Source organism: Microbacterium sp. Beta, assembly GCF_005502545.1.
Lineage (GTDB): Bacteria > Actinomycetota > Actinomycetes > Actinomycetales > Microbacteriaceae > Microbacterium > Microbacterium oxydans.
This window is the reverse complement of record NZ_SCOG01000003.1, coordinates 229,202-245,730: the sequence shown is the minus strand read 5'-3', so window position 1 is coordinate 245,730 and position 16,529 is coordinate 229,202. Positions and strand designations below refer to the sequence as shown.

Genomic DNA, 16,529 nt, shown 5'->3' with positions numbered 1-16,529 from the left:
GTGACAATGACAGGGATGAGCACGAGCGACGTTCCTGACACCCTTGCCGAGATCCGCGAGGGATTCCTGGAGACCCCGGAGTCGGATCGGCTCCTCCTGCTGCTCGAGTTCTCGGACGAGCTCCCGGACGTCTCGGACGCGGCCGCGGCGCATCCCGAGATGTACGAGCGGGTCGCGGAGTGCCAGTCCCCTGTGTACATCCACGTCGAGGTGCAAGACGACATCGTCACCATGCATGCGACGGCACCTCCGGAGGCGCCGACCACCCGCGGGTTCGCCAGCATCCTGGTGCAGGGGCTCACCGGTCTCACCGCCGACGAGGTTCTCGCCATCCCGAACGACTACCCGCAGTCGATCGGCCTCACGAAAGCGGTGTCGCCGCTGCGGATCGGAGGCATGACCGGGATGCTGATGCGGGCGAAGAACCAGGTCATGCAGAAGCGCTGAAACCCGTGGCTTCGAGCCAGTCCGTGATGGCGGTGGTCCATCCGGTCTGGTCGTAGTTCCACAGCTTCGTGTGACGGGCGACCGTGAACTTCGGCATCGTCACGAGGTCGGGGCGCGCATTCTGAAGGGCATGGGACGAATCCGCGGGCACGAAGCCGTCGTCGTCGCTGTGCAGGATCAGGATCGGCGCGGTCAGTTCGTCCGCTCGGGCGACCATGTCCAGGCGATCGAAGTGGATCGGCTCGTCTGCGCCGCTGAGGCGCGCGGTGAGAGGCATCTGCAGCGCCCCCATGGCCAGCTCGGGCAAGGGCGGCCGCACCCCGGCAAGCTTCGCCTGGAACCGCAGCACCGTGCGCCAGTCGACGACAGGGGACTCGAGGATGATTCCCGCGATGCGGTCTCTGTGACCCGAACTCACCGCGGCCTGCAGCGAGACCGCTCCCCCCATCGACCAGCCCATCAGGATGACCCGCTCTGCTCCGTGTCGGAGTGCGTACGCGATGGCGGCATCGATGTCACGCCACTCCGATGCCCCGAGCGCATACGCACCGGCCCTGGTGCGGGGAGCCTCACCATCGTTGCGGTAGGACACCACCAGGGTCGGAAGGCCCGCCGCGTGCATGACCGGCACGGCGCGCAGGCACTCCGCCCGTGTCGCTCCTCGGCCGTGCACCTGGATCACCCAGGTCGACGACGACCCGGGGAAGTACCAGGCCGGACACGGGCCGGCGGGAGAGCCGATCAGAAGGTTCTCCCACTGCAGGTGCAGCTCGCTCGGAGTGGAGTAGTAGTAGCCGCTGAATGCCGCAGCACGATCCACGCGCGCACCGGGTTCGATCTGCGTGAGCAGCTTGCGTCGAACGGTCGGCGCGTCTGCGCTGAGCACCGCACCGAGCTTGACGTAGCCGTACGTCCCTGTCGTGAACAGGCCGTAGCGCCCGGGGAGCTCGGTGTCGGGAGTGCGCTGCAGTTCGATGGTCTGCGCACCGGTGTCGACCGCGAGGATCTGTGTATCGGTGGGTCGGCGCATCGGGGTGACGACCCGTCGGGCGACCGCGAACACGACGAGAGCGAACGCTGCCCCGAAGGCGAACAACGCGGGGACAAGGAGCGTAACGGCGTGCCTGAGACTCTTCATCGCTTCCTGACTCTAGCCTGTTGCCGTGACCGCACACCCCGAGGCCGGGACGCCTTTCGAGAGCGCCGTGGCCGAACTGCGCGAGACCGAGTTCCGCGATGACATCACGGTACGCGAGATCGCCACGCCACAGGGTCTCGCACCCTTCGCCATCGCCCTCGCCGCCGACGTGCGCCCGGAGAGCGACGGCGAGTCGGTGTACGGCACGGGCCGCTTCGTCCTGCTGCACGATCCGGAGGAGCCGGGCGCTTGGGGCGGCTCGTGGCGCATCGTGATCTTCGCGCAGGCTCCACTGGAGACCGAGATCGGCACCGATCCCCTGCTCGCCGACGTGACCTGGTCGTGGCTGGTCGACGCGCTCGATTCGCGGGATGCGGTCTACCACTCGGAATCGGGGACGTCGACGAAGACGCTGTCGAAGGGATTCGGCGGGCTCGCCATCGAAGGCGACGGCGCGCAGATAGAATTGCGTGCGTCCTGGACTCCGGAGGGCCCGTTCCGACCGCACGTCGAAGCATGGGCCGAGCTGGTCGGAATGCTGGCGGGACTTCCGCCCGGCTCCGAGGGCATCGCCGTGATCGGCGCGCGAAAGGCTGTACGTGACTGAATACTCCGTGATCTCGGATGCTGAGGAGTTCCGCGCGGCTTGCGCCGTACTCGCTGCGGGCACCGGCCCCGTGGCCGTCGACGTGGAACGTGCGTCCGGCTTCCGTTACTCGCAACGCGCCTATCTGGTGCAGGTGTTCCGGCGCGAAGCCGGGGTCTTCCTCTTCGACCCGCCGGCCATCGGCGATTTCGCTCCTCTCCAGGAGGCGATCGGCGACGTCGAGTGGGTTCTGCATGCCGCGAGCCAGGACCTGCCCTCGCTGCGGGAGCTGCGCCTCGAGCCTCCGGTGATCTTCGACACCGAACTCGCGTCCCGTCTGCTCGGGCACGAGCGGGTCGGACTCGGCGCCGTCGTCGAGGACACGCTGGGCATCACGCTGAAGAAGGAGCACTCGGCGGCCGACTGGTCGACGCGTCCGCTCCCCGACTCCTGGCTCGAGTACGCCGCGCTCGACGTGCTGCATCTGATCGATGTCCGCGACGTTCTCGTGCTCGAACTGGAGGAGCAGAACAAGACGGAGTACGCCGCCCAGGAGTTCGCCGCCACTCTGGCCCGCGCGCCCAAGCCGCCGAGGGAAGACCCCTGGCGCCGGCTCAGTGGCCTGCACCAGGTGCGCGGGGCTCGTAACCTCGCGGTCGCACGTTCGCTCTGGCAGGCCCGCGAAGCGTATGCACAGGACCAGGATGTCTCCCCCGGCCGGCTCGTTCCCGACCGGTCACTCGTCGCCGCAGTGATGGCCAACCCGCCGTCGAAGCAGGCCCTCGCCGGTATCAAGGAGTTCCAGGGCCGCGCGAGCCGCACGCAGCTCGACAGGTGGTGGCAGGCGATCGTCGATGGGCGGGCATCGGAAGAGCTCCCGCGCGAACGGGTCCCGAGCGATACGCTTCCTCCCCCGCGCGCATGGGCCGATCGCAACCCCGAAGCGGATGCGCGGCTCAAGGCCGCGCGCCCTGTCGTGGAAGCCATCGCCGAGGAGTTGGGGATGCCGACCGAGAACCTCCTGACCCCGGAATACCTCCGCCGCGTGGCGTGGGATCTCCCCGGTGAGACGGCGGAGGAGATCGGGGATGCGCTGGCAGCACTCGGAGCCCGCCCCTGGCAGATTGAACAGACCGCACAGAAGATCGCGGCCGCCTTTGTAGAGGCGGCGCAAACGCCCGACAGCACCTCCGCACCCGCTTCGTAGGTTCGAACCAACCGATTCCTCCCTGTTTCCCGGGCTTCATAGACTGAGGCCACGCACTAACTTGGAGGCAGAGTGGCCGAGATCTCGGACGTCTTCTTCGTCGATGGAGTACGCACCCCTTTCGGGCGCGCCGGCGAAAAGGGCATGTACTGGAACACCCGCGCGGATGACCTCGCCGTCAAGGCGACCATCGGCTTGATGGAGCGCAACGCCTCCGTCCCGGCCGACCGCATCGATGACGTCGCCATCGCGGCGACGAGCCAGACCGGCGACCAGGGGCTGACGCTCGGGCGCTCCGTGGCGATCCTCGCGGGCCTTCCGCAGACGGTGCCCGGCCTCGCGGTCGAGCGCATGTGCGCCGGCGCGATGACCAGCGTCACCACGATGGGCGCATCGATCGGTGTCGGCATGTACGACTTCGCCCTCGCCGGCGGTGTCGAGCACATGGGGCACCACCCGATCGGCGGGAACGCCGACCCGAACCCGCGGTTCGTGGCGGAGAAGATGGTCGACCCCGGCGCGCTCAACATGGGCGTCACGGCCGAGCGCATCTTCGACCGCTTCCCGCACCTCACCAAGGAGCGCTCCGACCGCTTCGGCATGTTGAGCCAGCACAAGGTGCAGGCGGCATACGACGCAGGCAAGATCCAGCCCGACCTCGTGTCCGTCGCGATCAAGGGTGCCGACGGCGCCTGGGGCCTCGCCACCGAGGACGAAGGTCGACGCCCGCAGACCACCATGGAAGACCTCGCCGCGCTGAAGACGCCGTTCCGCCCGCACGGACGCGTCACCGCAGGCACCTCCTCCCCTCTCACCGACGGCGCGACGATGTCGCTGCTCGCCGGTGGTGGTGCGGTCAAGGAGTTCGGACTGGCGCCGAAGATGCGGATGGTCTCGTTCGCGTTCGCCGGGGTCCAGCCCGAGATCATGGGCATCGGCCCGATCCCGTCGACCGAGAAGGCCCTCAAGAAAGCCGGTCTCACGATCGACGACATCGGTCTCTTCGAGCTCAACGAGGCCTTCGCCATCCAGGTGATCTCCCTGCTCGACCACTTCGGGATCGCCGACGACGATCCGCGTGTCAACCAGTGGGGCGGCGCCATCGCCCTCGGGCACCCGCTCGCCGCGTCCGGTGTGCGCCTCATGATCCAGCTCGCGGCGCAGTTCGCCGAGCGTCCCGATGTCCGCTACGGCCTCACCGCCATGTGCGTGGGTCTCGGCCAGGGCGGTTCGGTCATCTGGGAGAACCCGCACTACGACGGCAAGAAGAAGAAGTGAGCGCGAACGTGACCGACTACGACGACATCGACTTCTCCCCCATCCAGGCGCTCACCGAGGGCGAGGTCATCACACAGTCACCGGTGCGCGACATCCGTCTCGCCTCCGGCAAGGTGCTGGCACTGATCACGCTCGACAACGGTCGCGATCACACCCGCCCGAACACGCTCGGACCCGCGACGCTCACCCAGCTGGGCGAGACCCTCGACGGCCTCAAGGCCAGGGCAGCGGCCGGCGAGATCCAGGCGGTCGGCATCACCGGCAAGCAGTACATCATGGCGGCCGGCGCCGATCTCTCGGACATCAGCAAGGTCGGGTCCCGGGACAACGCACGCCTCATCGCGCAGCTGGGCCACAAGGTGCTCGGCAAGCTCGGCGACCTCGGCGTGCCGTCTTTCGCGTTCGTGAACGGACTCGCGCTCGGCGGCGGACTGGAGATCGCACTGAACTCCACATACCGCACGGTCGACGCCTCGGCGGCGGCAGTGGCGCTTCCCGAGGTCTTCCTCGGCATCATCCCCGGCTGGGGTGGCGCCTACCTGCTGCCGAACCTCATCGGCATCGAGAACGCGCTCGAGGTGGTCATCTCGAACCCACTCAAGCAGAACCGCATGCTGAAGCCGCAGCAGGCGTTCGACCTCGGGATCTTCGACGCGATCTTCCCCGCGGCGAACTACCTCGAGAACTCGCTCTCCTGGGCGGATGCGGTACTCGGCGGCACGAAGGTCGAGCGCAAGAACGAGCCCGGCAAGCTCGAGCGCCTCACCAAGTGGCCGATCGCGATCAAGATGGCGCGCGGCATGCTGGAGTCGAAGATCGGCACCGTGCCGAAGTCGCCGTACGCCGCCCTTGAGCTGCTCGACAAGGCGAAGAGCGGCACCAAGGCGGAGGGCTTCGCCCGCGAGGACGAGGCGCTGGCGGAACTCGTGACCGGGGACCAGTTCGCCGCGTCGATGTACGCGTTCGACCTGGTGCAGAAGCGTGCGAAGCGTCCGGTCGGTGCGCCCGACAAGCAACTCGCGAAGAAGGTCACCAAGGTCGGCATCATCGGTGCCGGTCTCATGGCCAGCCAGTTCGCACTGCTGTTCGTGCGCAAGCTCCAGGTGCCTGTGCTCATCACCGACCTGGATCAGGCACGTGTCGACAAGGGCGTCGCCTACATCCACGAGGAGATCGGCAAGCTCGAGGCCAAGGGACGTCTCGACTCCGACAGCGCGAACAAGCTGCGCGCGCTGGTCACCGGCACGACCGACAAGAGCCTCTACGCGGACTGCGACTTCGTCATCGAGGCGGTGTTCGAGGAGGTCGGCGTCAAGCAGCAGGTGTTCGGCGAGATCGAGAAGATCATCGCCGAGGACGCGATCCTCGCGACCAACACCTCCTCGCTGTCGGTCGAGGAGATCGGGTCGAAGCTCGCGCACCCGGAGCGTCTGGTCGGCTTCCACTTCTTCAACCCGGTCGCGGTCATGCCGCTGATCGAGATCGTGAAGACCCCGGTGACCGCCGACGCCGCGCTGTCGACGGCCTTCGTGGTCGCGAAGAACCTGGGGAAGAACGCGGTGCTCACCGCCGACGCCCCGGGCTTCGTCGTGAACCGGCTGCTCGCGAAGGTCATGGGCGAAGCCGCACGTGCCGTCTACGAGGGCACGCCGATCGCCGAGGTCGAGAAGGCCTTCGGACCCCTCGGCCTCCCGATGGGCCCGTTCCAGCTGATCGACCTGGTCGGCTGGAAGGTCGCCGCCCACGTGCAGGACACGATGGTGCATGCGTTCCCCGACCGGTTCTACGCCAACGAGAACTTCCACGCGCTCGCCGAGCTCGACACGGTCGTGGAGAAGGACAAGGGCGGACGCGTCGTCGGCTGGAGCAAGCAGGCGGAGAAGGTCCTGAAGCCGGCGGTGGGCAAGACACCGGCCACGGCCGCGACCATCCTCCAGCGCGTGCAGGACGGTCTGGCGCAGGAGATCAAGCTCATGCTCGACGAGGGCGTCGTCCCCGAGGTCGAGGACATCGATCTGTGCCTGATCCTCGGCGCCGGTTGGCCTTTCATCGACGGCGGCGCCTCACCGTACCTCGACCGCGAAGGTGCATCCGAGCGGGCCTTCGGCGGCTCCTTCCACACCCCGCAGATTCGCGGCGTCGAAAGCCGCTGATCGCCGGACGCCATCACCGAAGCGCCTCACCGGATTCCCAGCGAATCCGGTGAGGCGCTTCGTCGTCCGGCGCTCGGCAAGCCCTACCCTGGATCGATGAGTTCTCGCCCGTCTCCGCGCACCACCGAGCAGCCGATGGCCTTCAGCCGGCGCGAGTTCTGGCGCGGCGCCGTTGCGACCTGGATCACCTTCAACGCTCTGTTCCTCCTGGTGACGACCGTCGTCCTCGCCATCATGTCGCGCTCCCTGCAGACCGTCTTCTCGATCCTCATCCTGGTGGCATGGTTCCAGCTCCTCTTCGTCGTGGCCACCTCCGCTCTGGCGACCGTCATCGGCAGCGGGGCCGCCTTCGTGCTGGGCCGGCTTCTGCGGACCACGGCGGGCATGCGGCAACACCTCATCGCCTTTGCAGGACTCGGTCTCGTGGTCGGAGGCGTCGTCATCGCGGTCGTCGGGACCTGGCCCGCGAACCTGACCGGAGAATTCGGGTCTTTGTTGACGAACATCACCGAGCCGTACATCGCACTTCCCCTGCTGGGGATGAGCGCCGTCAGCGTCGCCCACGGCTGGTACTGGACAGTCTCACGGGCGCTGTCCGAAGACCCTGCACCACAGAGCCCCGTCGCCGAGGCTCAGCTCGCCGGCTGAACCGGGCGCGCGTCGTCATCGCCGCGACGAGGCCAGTACGACAGCGCCCGCTCCGCCAGTGCGGTGATCGTCAGCGAGGGATTCACCCCGGGATTCGCGGGCACGGCGGCGCCGTCGACGACGTGCAGGCCGGGGTGCCCCCAGACCCGGTGATACCCGTCGATGACACCGTCCGTGCGTGACGCCGAGATGACGGCACCGCCGAGGAAGTGCGCGGTGAGGGGGATGCCGAACACCTCAGGCCAGGATCCACGTGCAGCGGCTGGGACCCCACCGTCCACCTCGACCCGCGCGGCGATCGCCGCCGCCGCCGCATGGGCCTGGGGCAGATAGCTCGGGTTCGGCTCCCCGTGTCCCTGTGCGCTCGTCATGATGAGGCGGCCGAAGCGGCGGCGCAGGGAGAGCGTGAGCGAGTTGTCCGCTGTCTGCATGACCAGCGCGATGATACCCCGCTCGCTCCAGCGGCGGAGGCTCCCGAGACGGAACTGCCGCACCGGGGAACGGAGCATCTGGGCGACCAGACTGCGCAGTCGCACCCCTATCGGACGTCCGCCGGGGACGATCACGGTAGCGAGTGCACCCATCAGGTTCGACCCCGGCCCGTAGCGGACGTTCTCGACGTGGGTGCGGTCGTCGACGTGGAACGACGTGGTGATCGCGACGCCGCGGGCGAGCTGCAGCGAGTCCGGGACGCTCACGGCGACCGCGCCGTCGAGGGCCTCCGAGTTGGTGCGGGTGAGCCGACCTACGGCGTCCGAGACCCGCGGCAGAGCCCCGGACTCCTTCATCCGGTGCAGCAGCTGCTGGGTGCCCCAGGTGCCGGCGGCGAGCACGACCTCCCGGGCGGTCACGGTCTTCCGCGCGCGGCGGACCCAGGCCCCGCTGCGCTGCGTTGTCACCGCGAATCCTCCTTCGGGGAGCTCACGCACCTCGCTCACCGTGCGGAGGGCCTCGATCGCGACTCCGCGGCGCTCCGCCAGAGCCAGGTAGTTCTTCATGAGCGTGTTCTTCGCGCCGACGCGGCAGCCCACCATGCAGTTGCCGCACAGTGTGCACCCGGTTCGATCGGGCCCCTCGCCGCCGAAGAAGGGGTCCGGCGTGCGCTCCCCCGGCTTCCCGAACCAGACCCCGACCGGTGCGTGCCGGAACGTCGAGCCGACGCCGAGATCGTCCGCGGCGCCGGCCATGATCCGCTCCACAGGGCCGGTGTGCGGGTACTGGTCGACGACGCCGAGCATCCTCTTGGCCGTCGCATAGTGCGGCGCGAGTTCATGCTCCCACTCCGCGATGCCCTGCCACTGCGGGTCCGTGAAGAAGGCCGCGCCCGGCTGATACAGCGTGTTCGCGTAGTTGAGCGATCCGCCGCCTACCCCCGCACCGGCCAGGATCATCACATGCGGCAATCGGTGGATACGCTGCACACCGTAGCAGCCGAGCGCCGGCGCCCAGAGATAGCGACGGACGTCCCAGCTGGTCTTCGCGAAGTCGTCGTCCTCGAAGCGGCGACCCGCCTCGTAGACGCGAACACGGTAGCCCTTCTCCGCCAGTCGCAGAGCAGCGACCGAACCTCCGAAACCGGAACCCACGACCACGACATCCTCGTCGAATTCAGTCATCGCTCTCCTTCGACACCATCATCGTGAGCGCGCCGGGAAGCACCGAGATGGTGCACTCATCCTCACCGATGCGCTCGCCGTCCGCGTAGACCACGAGGCCGGGGGCCGAGACCGTCACGGACCGTGCACGCCGATGCGCGACCTCAGCGCGCGCGAGATGCGTCCCACGCAGCAGCAGCGGGAAGAGACCCAGCAGGCGCATGCGGCCCAATGGCGCGACATGGACGATGTCGAGGAGTCCGTCGTCGGGGACGGCTCCGGCGCAGATCGGCATACCCCCTCCGTAGCTGGACGTGCTGCCGGCTGCGATCAGCGTGCCCGGCGAGCTCCTCGCCGCTTCCTCGTCTACGGCGATGCGGAATTCCATCGGCCGCAATCGCACGAGCTCGATGAGCAGCGCGAGGTAGTAGCGAGGTGCGCCGTGCGGCCAGCGGAGCCTGTTGGTGCGGTCGCTGACCTTCGCGTCGAAGCCCAGCGCCGCGATGGTCAGGAATCTCCGACTGCTCTTCGCGGTGCGGACGACGCCGACGTCGATCGCTCGTGGCACGCCGATGAGGGCGAGCTCGGCGGCGGCCCGTGCGTCACCACGTGGGAGGCCCAGGGCTCGGGCGAGATCGTTCCCCGTGCCCGCCGGCACCAGGACGACCGGGACGGAGGCGGCGCACACCGTGTCGAGCACGCCGGCCAGCGTGCCATCACCGCCCACGACCACGAGGAGACGAGGGCCGTCGGCCAGCGCGGCGACGGCGAGTCGGGCGGTGTCGGCGGCGGAGGCACCCGCGTACGTTCGCACCTCGGCACCACGCTCCCGGAGAAGTCGAACGGCTGCCTCCGCCGCTCGCCCGCCCCGCCCCTTGCCGGCGAACGGATTCGCGAGCACGGCTATGTGCTCGGACACGTCAGTGCGTCCGTTCCGCGGGGATCACGGCGCCGGGGTTGAGTATGCCCGACGGATCGAGCTCCCTCTTGATGGCGGCGAGGATGCGGACCCCGGTCTCCCCGATCTCCTGACCGAGCCACGGCGCATGGTCCCGCCCGACCGCGTGGTGATGGCTGATCGTTCCCCCTGCGGTGATGATCGCATCGTTCACACGCGCTTTCACGGGCTCCCACGAACGGAGCATGTCGGTGCGCACTCCTGCGAGGACCGTGAAGTACAGCGACGCCCCGGTCGGGTAGATGTGCGAGACGTGGCACATGACGTACGACTTGGCGCCGATGTCCGCGAAGCCCTCCTTGAGCGCCGCCTCGACCGTCGAGCGCAGCGCCTGCAGGTTCGACCACGTCGTCGCGGTCTCCAATGTCTCGCAGAAGACGCCGGCGTCGAGAAGTGAATCGCGCAGATAAGGTCCGTCGAACCGGGTCCTGAGCCAGTCCTCTGCCGGGCCTTCCCCCGAGGAGGTCCCGCCCGCCGCGGCGAGGTGAGCACCGGCATGAGCCCGTCGTTCCGCGATGTCCTCGCCTTCGTACACCGTGACCACGCTGGCGCCCTTGGCCAGTGCTTTGCCGATCCGCCCGACCTGGGCGAGGCTGACAGCCGTCTCCGCTTCGTCTGACAGCCGGATGACGGTCGGACCGCCGCTCAGCTGAGCGACACGACGAAGCCCCTCGGCTCCACTGGCGAAGTCCGGAAACGACCAGGCCTCGAACACCCTCGCGCGCGGGATCGGGTGGACGCGCACCCGCACCTCGGTGATCACGCCGAAGATGCCCTCGGAGCCGAGGAACACTCGGATCAGGTCGGGCCCTGCGGCAGAGCCCGGCGACCGCCCGAGCTCGATGTCGCCGGTCGGGGTGGCCACTCTGATCCCGGTCACCATCGTGTCGAAGCGCCCGTTCCCCGCAGAGTTCTGCCCCGAAGACCGAGCCGCCGCGAATCCGCCGATCGTGGCATAGCGGAAGCTCTGCGGAAAATGACCGAGCTCGAACCCGCGCGCGGAAAGCAGCGCCTCCGCCTCCGGCCCCGTCGTGCCGGCCGCGAGCACGGCCTCACCACTGGTCTCATCGAGCCGCACCATGCCGCTCAGCCGCCGCAGATCGAGACTGACCACGGCGTGATGCGCGCCCCGTTCAGGATCGAGTGCGCCGACGACGCTCGTCCCGCCACCGAAGGGGATGACGGCGACACCTCGCGCCGCCGCGGCATCGAGACACGCACGGACCTCGTCGTGGTCGGCGGGGCGGACGACGACGTCCGGTGCGTCCTGTCGTGCCTCGCGTCGGCGAAGCAGGTCGGGCGTCGAGCGCCCGCCCGCGTGACGGACACGGGCCTCCGGTGTGTCGTCGACGTTCTCGAGGCCGACGGCGAGGACGAACGCCGCGCGGTCTTCCGCTGTCAGACGCGACGGGCGCAGCTGCACCTCCGAGAGTTCGACGGCCGGAGCGGGCGTGCGGACGCGACCCAACAGCATCGGCAGCAGAGCACGCACCGGAAGAGGCAGCCCCTTCGCCTTGGCCGGGTCGCCCCAGCCGTTCCATCTCATCAGCGAGTCCGCATCGACCCTGCCGTTCTCTTGGCCCATGCGTTACAGTGTGACACATCATGGAAGAACGTCAACCTCTCTGGGACGCCACACAGACGAAGATCCTCGATGCGGCCGATGCGCTGATCGAGAGGCGCGGCGTGCACGGCGTCACCGTCGCGGAGCTCGCCCGGCGCGCAGAGCTGAGTCGGCCGACGATCTACCGCAACTGGAACGACGCCGATGACGTCGTCCGTGCAGCCTTGCTGCGCCGTGTGACCACCATCCTGAGCGCCTTCCCCGCGACTGCGGCCACCAGGCCCGCCCTCGTCGACGACGTGCTGCGCTTCATCGGCCTGTTCCGGAGCGACGCCCTGTATGCGCGACTGCTGGCCGACGAGCCGGAAGCGTTCACGCGATACACGCTGCAGCGCGTGGGTTCGAGCCAGCGCATGATCCTCGGGTGGCTGTCCGCAGCGATCGGAACCGCACAGCTCGACGGATCGGTGCGCGACGGTGCACCGCAGGAGATGGCCGTCATGCTGCTGCTCATCGCGCAGTCCGCGGTGCTCTCCCACGGGACCGTCTCCGATCTGATCTCGGAGGCGGCATGGGAGCGCGAACTGCGGGCCGCGCTGGACGGACTGCTGCGCCCATGATCAGGGAGCCATCCGCGCTCAATGTCGCGCGACGGAGGACGGAGCTCACGCTCGCAGCCGAGGAGCGGGTCGACGTGCTCGTGATCGGCGGCGGCATCACGGGCGTGGGAGTCGCACTCGATGCTGCCTCTCGCGGACTCACCGTGACGCTGATCGAAGCCGAGGATCTGGCTTTCGGTACCAGCAGATTCAGCTCGAAGCTCGTGCACGGCGGCCTGCGCTACCTCGCCACCGGAGACTTCGCGACCGCGCGGGAGAGCGCGCACGAACGCCATCTCCTGATGACCTCGATCGCCCCTCACCTCATACACCCCCTCGGACAGCTCCTGCCGTTCTCGCAGACTGTCACACTCCGGCAGCGTGTCGCAGGCACCGTGGGCATGGGGCTGGGCGATGTGCTGCGGATGCGCGCACACACCCCCCGCCGGGTCCTCCCCGCCCCTGCCGTGGTCTCCGCGCGCACGGCCATGCGGTTGATGCCAGCCCTCGACCAGCGGGGCCTCCGCGGAGGGATGCTGGCCTATGACGGTCAGCTCGTCGATGATGCGCGCCTCGTCACGACGGTGGCCCGCACCGCAGCGGCCCTCGGCGCCCGCATCCTCACCAGGGTCCGTGCCCTCTCCCTGCGCGCAGATGGGGCCTCGGTCGAGGAGGCGACGACGGGCGAGCGTTTCGAGATCCGTGCACGTGCGGTCGTCAACGCGACGGGAGTGTGGGCGGGAGCACTCGATCCGTCGATCACGGTGCGACCGAGTCGAGGGACCCACATCGTGCTCGACGCCGCCGACCTCGGCGCTCCGTCGACGGCACTGACGATCCCTCACGAAGGGTCGATCAGCCGATACGTCTTCGCTCTGCCACAGGCACACGGACGACTGATCGTCGGACTCACCGACGAAGACTCACCCGGCGCGGTCCCGCGGGTCGCTCAGCCGACGGAGACCGAGATCGAGTTCCTCCTCCACAGCCTCAACCGCGTTCTCGCCACCGCGGTCCGACGCGATCAGGTTCGTGGCGCCTTCGCCGGCCTGCGGCCGCTTGTCGACAGCGGAACCGACTCGACAGCCGACATCTCCCGTCGGCACCTGGTGGCGGCATCGGAGTCGGGCTTCATCTCGGTGCTCGGCGGGAAGCTGACGACCTATCGACGCATGGCCGAGGATGCCGTCGATCTCGCCGTCACGACGCGGAGTCTGCCGTCGTCGCGACAGAGTCGCACCGCGTCGTTGAGGCTCGCGGATCGTGATGTCCCCTCATCGGACGAGCTGTTGGACGAGGCGACGGCCCTGACCGCGGCAGAGGTCGAGTACGCCGTCCGCGTGGAGGGGGCGATGACGGTCGACGATGTCCTCGACCGGCGCACGCGCATCGGACTCGTCGACGCGGATAGAGCCCGCTGTCGTCCGGTGGTCGAGTCCGTCGTGGCCCGCGCGGTCTCCGCGCTTCTCTGAGACCGGATCACGGCGCGGCCGGAGCCATCGCGTATCCGCCGCACAGCCGGGCAGGGAACGTGCGGGGAACACCGCATGAAATCACGGCGAGCAGGCCGCCCGACGACACATCGGCACTCGGCGAACCTGCACAGTGGTGACATGGACATGCTCTTCACGATGCTGGGCGGCAAGGGGATGTCGGGCCTGCTGAAGACCGGAACGGCCATCCTCACCACGCTCCTGGTGCTCCCCGCTCTCCTCAAGCTCTTCATCGTCACCGTCGACGAGGGCTGGGCGGCCATCCGAACCCGCAACGGCAAACCCATCATCCGCAACCGCCCTCAACGGCGTCCGTCCCAGCACGGTGGCGCGGTGGGCGAAGTCGTCGTGCTGGACCCGGGCTCACACGGAGCGTTCCCCCTGTTCTACTGGTACAAACTCGTCGACGTGCGGTGCCGCGCGACGGATCTGCCTGCGCGGGAGCTGAGCGGTGCGAGCGGTCATCAGCATCGCGTGCACGCCTCGTTCGAGTGGCGTCCCCTACCGACGGGGCACGATCTGCGCGTCTTCGAGTTGGATGTGGTGAACGTGAAGGAACGCGCCTCGAACATCGTCGGCGCGGCGCTGCGAGATGTGGTCCGCAGCCTCGAAGGAGCAGAGCTGCCGCACAACGACGAGATCAACACCCGGGTCATCGCGGCCAGTGCCGACGAGGTTCGCCGCGCCTGCGGCGTCGAGCTGGTGCGCGTGATGGTCACCGGCGACGCGCTCACCGACGGCTACCTGCTGTCGACCGCACTCCGAGAGGTGGAACGCGGAGCCCAGGCCGTCGCGGCACTGCACGCCCTGAACTGATCTCCCCCGGCACCACCGCCGGTGCGGGGCACTCTGCTGGAGCGGGAAAACCCTGGGACGGGTCTCAGTGCCTCTCGCGCAGGGGAAGGTCGATCGTCCCGGTCTCGCCCGCGTGACGCGCCTTGGGGATGCGGGTCCCGAGCACCTGCGAAACGATGTCCTGCGCGATCTTGGGCGCGGTGAGCCCCGCATCGGCGAGGATCTGATCGCGGGAGGCGTGATCGATGAACTCGTCGGGAAGACCCAGCTCGTCCACCGCCGTGTCGATCCCCGCCTCTCGAAGAACCTGCCGGACACGGGTGCCGATTCCTCCCACGCGGATCCCGTCTTCGATGGTGATCACGAGGCGATGGTGAGCCGAGAGCTCCACGATCGACGGCTGCACAGGGATGGCCCATCGCGGATCGATGACGGTGGCGCCGATGCCCTGCGCGCGAAGCCGGTCGGCGACATCGAGCGCCAGTTCCGCGAAGGGGCCGATGGCGACGATGAGCACGTCCTCCGTCTCGCCGCGGGCGAGTACGTCGACACCGTCGCTGAGCCGCTCGATGGCCGGGAGGTCGGCGGCGACCTCGCCCTTGGGGAAGCGGATGACCGTCGGTGCGTCCTCGACGTCGACCGCCTCTCGGAGGGCTTCGGTCAGTCGGGCGCCGTCGCGGGGCGCGGCGATGCGGATGTGCGGGACGATCTGCAGCATGGCGAGGTCCCACATGCCGTGATGGCTCGGCCCGTCGGGGCCGGTCACACCGGCGCGATCGAGGACGAAGGTGACTCCGGCGCGGTGCAGCGCCACGTCCATCAGCACCTGGTCGAAGGCACGCCCCATGAAGGTGGCGTACAGGGCGACGACGGGGTGCAGTCCCCCGTAGGCCAGTCCCGCGGCGGAAGCCACGGCATGCTGCTCGGCGATTCCCACGTCGTAGACGCGGTCGGGGAAGCGCTCGGCGAACGGCGCGAGGCCCGTCGGTCGCAGCATCGCAGCAGTCATGGCGATCACATCGTTGCGCTGCTCACCCACGGAGACCAGAGCGTCGGAGAAGACGTCGGTCCACCCACGACCGCCCGACGACAGGGTCTCCCCGGTCGTCGGATCGATCTTGCCGACGGCGTGGAACTGGTCGGCCTCGTCGTCGCGGGCCGGCTGATAGCCGCGGCCCTTCTCGGTGATCGTGTGCACGATGACGGGGGCACCGTACGACTTCGCCAGCTCCAGCGTCTCGAGCAGCGCGGGGAGGTCATGCCCGTCGACGGGGCCGAGGTACTTGATGTCGAGGTTCGAGTACAGCGCCTCGTTGTTCGTGAACCGCGAGAGGAACCCGTGGGTACCGCCGCGGACACCGCGGAACACGGCACGGCCGACGGGACCGAAAGCACGGAAGAGGCGGTCGGAGCGCTGATGCAGGTCTTTGTAGGCCGCTGCCGTACGCACCCGGTTGAGGTAGCGCGACATGCCGCCGATCGTCGGCGCGTAGGAACGTCCGTTGTCGTTGACGACGATGACCAGGTTGCGGTCATTGTCATCGGAGATGTTGTTCAACGCCTCCCAGGTCATTCCACCGGTCAGCGCGCCGTCGCCGACCACCGCGACCACATGCCTGTCGGCGCGGCCGGTCGCCGTGAGCGCCCGGGAGATACCGTCGGCCCAGCTGAGCGAGCTGGAGGCGTGCGACGACTCCACCACGTCATGGGCGCTCTCCCCGCGCTGCGGGTACCCCGCGAGTCCGCCGCGCACGCGCAGGCCGGAGAAGTCCTGGCGGCCCGTGAGCAGCTTGTGCACGTAGGACTGATGCCCGGTGTCGAAGATGAAGGGGTCGTCCGGAGACGAGAACACGCGATGCAGGGCGATCGTCAGCTCGACGACGCCGAGGTTGGGGCCCAGATGGCCACCGGTACGGGACACGTTCTCGACCAGGAACTCGCGGATCTCCGCGGCGAGTTCCGCCAGCTGCTCGGTCGAGAGGGCATCCAGATCGCGGGGTCCAGAGATGCTCGGAAGAATGGGCATCTGCGCCTCCTCACAGGCTTCGTCAAAGACGCCCGACACGGG

General features: G+C 68.6%; 14 protein-coding genes. 9 read left to right on the top strand and 5 right to left on the bottom strand.

Annotated features, from left to right (window positions below):
- Positions 1-15 precede the first annotated feature (15 nt).
- Entirely contained in the window at positions 16-447 is a 432-nt protein-coding gene (locus FFS56_RS05335; RefSeq protein WP_127012162.1) for a SufE family protein, read from the top strand.
- On the opposite strand, the gene FFS56_RS05330 is transcribed toward FFS56_RS05335, so the two are convergent.
- Entirely contained in the window at positions 431-1,585 is a 1,155-nt protein-coding gene (locus FFS56_RS05330) for an alpha/beta fold hydrolase (RefSeq protein WP_127012161.1), read from the bottom strand. The two genes, FFS56_RS05335 and FFS56_RS05330, sit on opposite strands and share 17 nt — an antisense overlap.
- Before the next feature lie 25 nt (positions 1,586-1,610).
- Here FFS56_RS05330 and FFS56_RS05325 point away from each other — a divergent pair, with 25 nt between their 5' ends.
- The 5 genes from FFS56_RS05325 to FFS56_RS05305 all read left to right on the top strand — a co-directional run bounded on the left by FFS56_RS05325 (position 1,611) and on the right by FFS56_RS05305 (position 7,457).
- Entirely contained in the window at positions 1,611-2,192 is a 582-nt protein-coding gene (locus tag FFS56_RS05325) for a DUF3000 domain-containing protein (RefSeq protein ID WP_046747200.1), read from the top strand.
- Positions 2,185-3,378: an HRDC domain-containing protein gene (locus FFS56_RS05320; RefSeq protein WP_061018750.1), complete on the top strand. Its 1,194-nt coding sequence runs from the start codon at positions 2,185-2,187 to the stop codon at positions 3,376-3,378. The genes FFS56_RS05325 and FFS56_RS05320 overlap by 8 nt, the downstream gene beginning before the upstream one ends.
- A gap of 72 nt (positions 3,379-3,450) precedes the next feature.
- Positions 3,451-4,656 (top strand): thiolase family protein, encoded by a 1,206-nt coding sequence (locus FFS56_RS05315; protein WP_046747202.1) that lies wholly within the window; start codon positions 3,451-3,453, stop codon positions 4,654-4,656.
- Positions 4,657-4,664: 8 nt separating this feature from the next.
- Positions 4,665-6,809 (top strand): 3-hydroxyacyl-CoA dehydrogenase NAD-binding domain-containing protein, encoded by a 2,145-nt coding sequence (locus tag FFS56_RS05310; RefSeq protein ID WP_058631785.1) that lies wholly within the window; start codon positions 4,665-4,667, stop codon positions 6,807-6,809.
- A gap of 96 nt (positions 6,810-6,905) precedes the next feature.
- Entirely contained in the window at positions 6,906-7,457 is a 552-nt protein-coding gene (locus tag FFS56_RS05305; RefSeq protein WP_127012160.1) for a hypothetical protein, read from the top strand.
- On the opposite strand, the gene FFS56_RS05300 is transcribed toward FFS56_RS05305, so the two are convergent.
- Genes FFS56_RS05300 through FFS56_RS05290 form a run of 3 tightly spaced genes read right to left on the bottom strand, consistent with a single transcriptional unit; the run spans position 7,442 to position 11,595 of the window.
- On the bottom strand, positions 7,442-9,073 hold the full coding sequence (locus tag FFS56_RS05300) for a GMC family oxidoreductase (protein WP_046747204.1): 1,632 nt from the start codon (positions 9,071-9,073) through the stop codon (positions 7,442-7,444). The genes FFS56_RS05305 and FFS56_RS05300 overlap by 16 nt on opposite strands.
- The gene (locus FFS56_RS05295) at positions 9,066-9,971 is read right to left on the bottom strand and encodes a YegS/Rv2252/BmrU family lipid kinase (RefSeq protein ID WP_127012159.1); all 906 of its coding nucleotides are present in this window, start codon (positions 9,969-9,971) and stop codon (positions 9,066-9,068) included. Before FFS56_RS05295 ends, FFS56_RS05300 begins: the two co-directional genes overlap by 8 nt.
- 1 nt (position 9,972) lies before the next feature.
- On the bottom strand, positions 9,973-11,595 hold the full coding sequence (locus FFS56_RS05290) for an FAD-binding oxidoreductase (RefSeq protein ID WP_231589654.1): 1,623 nt from the start codon (positions 11,593-11,595) through the stop codon (positions 9,973-9,975).
- Between the two features lie 20 nt (positions 11,596-11,615).
- On the opposite strand from FFS56_RS05290, the gene FFS56_RS05285 reads away from it, so the two are divergent.
- The 3 genes from FFS56_RS05285 to FFS56_RS05275 all read left to right on the top strand — a co-directional run bounded on the left by FFS56_RS05285 (position 11,616) and on the right by FFS56_RS05275 (position 14,482).
- Positions 11,616-12,194, top strand: coding sequence for a TetR/AcrR family transcriptional regulator (locus FFS56_RS05285; RefSeq protein ID WP_052748652.1), 579 nt, complete (start codon positions 11,616-11,618; stop codon positions 12,192-12,194).
- A complete protein-coding gene (locus FFS56_RS05280) occupies positions 12,191-13,645 on the top strand; it encodes a glycerol-3-phosphate dehydrogenase/oxidase (RefSeq protein ID WP_046747207.1) in 1,455 nt (484 codons plus the stop codon). The genes FFS56_RS05285 and FFS56_RS05280 overlap by 4 nt, the downstream gene beginning before the upstream one ends.
- A 141-nt stretch (positions 13,646-13,786) precedes the next feature.
- Positions 13,787-14,482 carry an SPFH domain-containing protein gene (locus FFS56_RS05275; protein WP_046747208.1) on the top strand — a complete coding sequence of 232 codons (696 nt, stop codon included), beginning with the start codon at positions 13,787-13,789 and terminating at the stop codon, positions 14,480-14,482.
- A gap of 64 nt (positions 14,483-14,546) precedes the next feature.
- Here FFS56_RS05275 and dxs read toward each other — a convergent pair whose 3' ends face one another.
- On the bottom strand, positions 14,547-16,487 hold the full coding sequence (gene dxs, locus FFS56_RS05270; RefSeq protein WP_137771838.1) for a 1-deoxy-D-xylulose-5-phosphate synthase: 1,941 nt from the start codon (positions 16,485-16,487) through the stop codon (positions 14,547-14,549).
- Between the last annotated feature and the right edge of the window lie 42 nt (positions 16,488-16,529).

What these genes read in the sequence shown, in the direction of transcription:
- FFS56_RS05335 (WP_127012162.1), top strand. Translation starts at nt 16, where the DNA reads ATGAGCACGAGCGACGTTCCTGACACCCTTGCCGAGATCCGCGAGGGA.
- FFS56_RS05330 (WP_127012161.1), bottom strand. Translation starts at nt 1,585, where the DNA reads ATGAAGAGTCTCAGGCACGCCGTTACGCTCCTTGTCCCCGCGTTGTTC.
- FFS56_RS05305 (WP_127012160.1), top strand. Translation starts at nt 6,906, where the DNA reads ATGAGTTCTCGCCCGTCTCCGCGCACCACCGAGCAGCCGATGGCCTTC.
- FFS56_RS05300 (WP_046747204.1), bottom strand. Translation starts at nt 9,073, where the DNA reads ATGACTGAATTCGACGAGGATGTCGTGGTCGTGGGTTCCGGTTTCGGA.
- FFS56_RS05290 (WP_231589654.1), bottom strand. Translation starts at nt 11,595, where the DNA reads ATGGGCCAAGAGAACGGCAGGGTCGATGCGGACTCGCTGATGAGATGG.
- FFS56_RS05285 (WP_052748652.1), top strand. Translation starts at nt 11,616, where the DNA reads ATGGAAGAACGTCAACCTCTCTGGGACGCCACACAGACGAAGATCCTC.
- FFS56_RS05280 (WP_046747207.1), top strand. Translation starts at nt 12,191, where the DNA reads ATGATCAGGGAGCCATCCGCGCTCAATGTCGCGCGACGGAGGACGGAG.
- FFS56_RS05275 (WP_046747208.1), top strand. Translation starts at nt 13,787, where the DNA reads ATGGACATGCTCTTCACGATGCTGGGCGGCAAGGGGATGTCGGGCCTG.
- dxs (WP_137771838.1), bottom strand. Translation starts at nt 16,487, where the DNA reads ATGCCCATTCTTCCGAGCATCTCTGGACCCCGCGATCTGGATGCCCTC.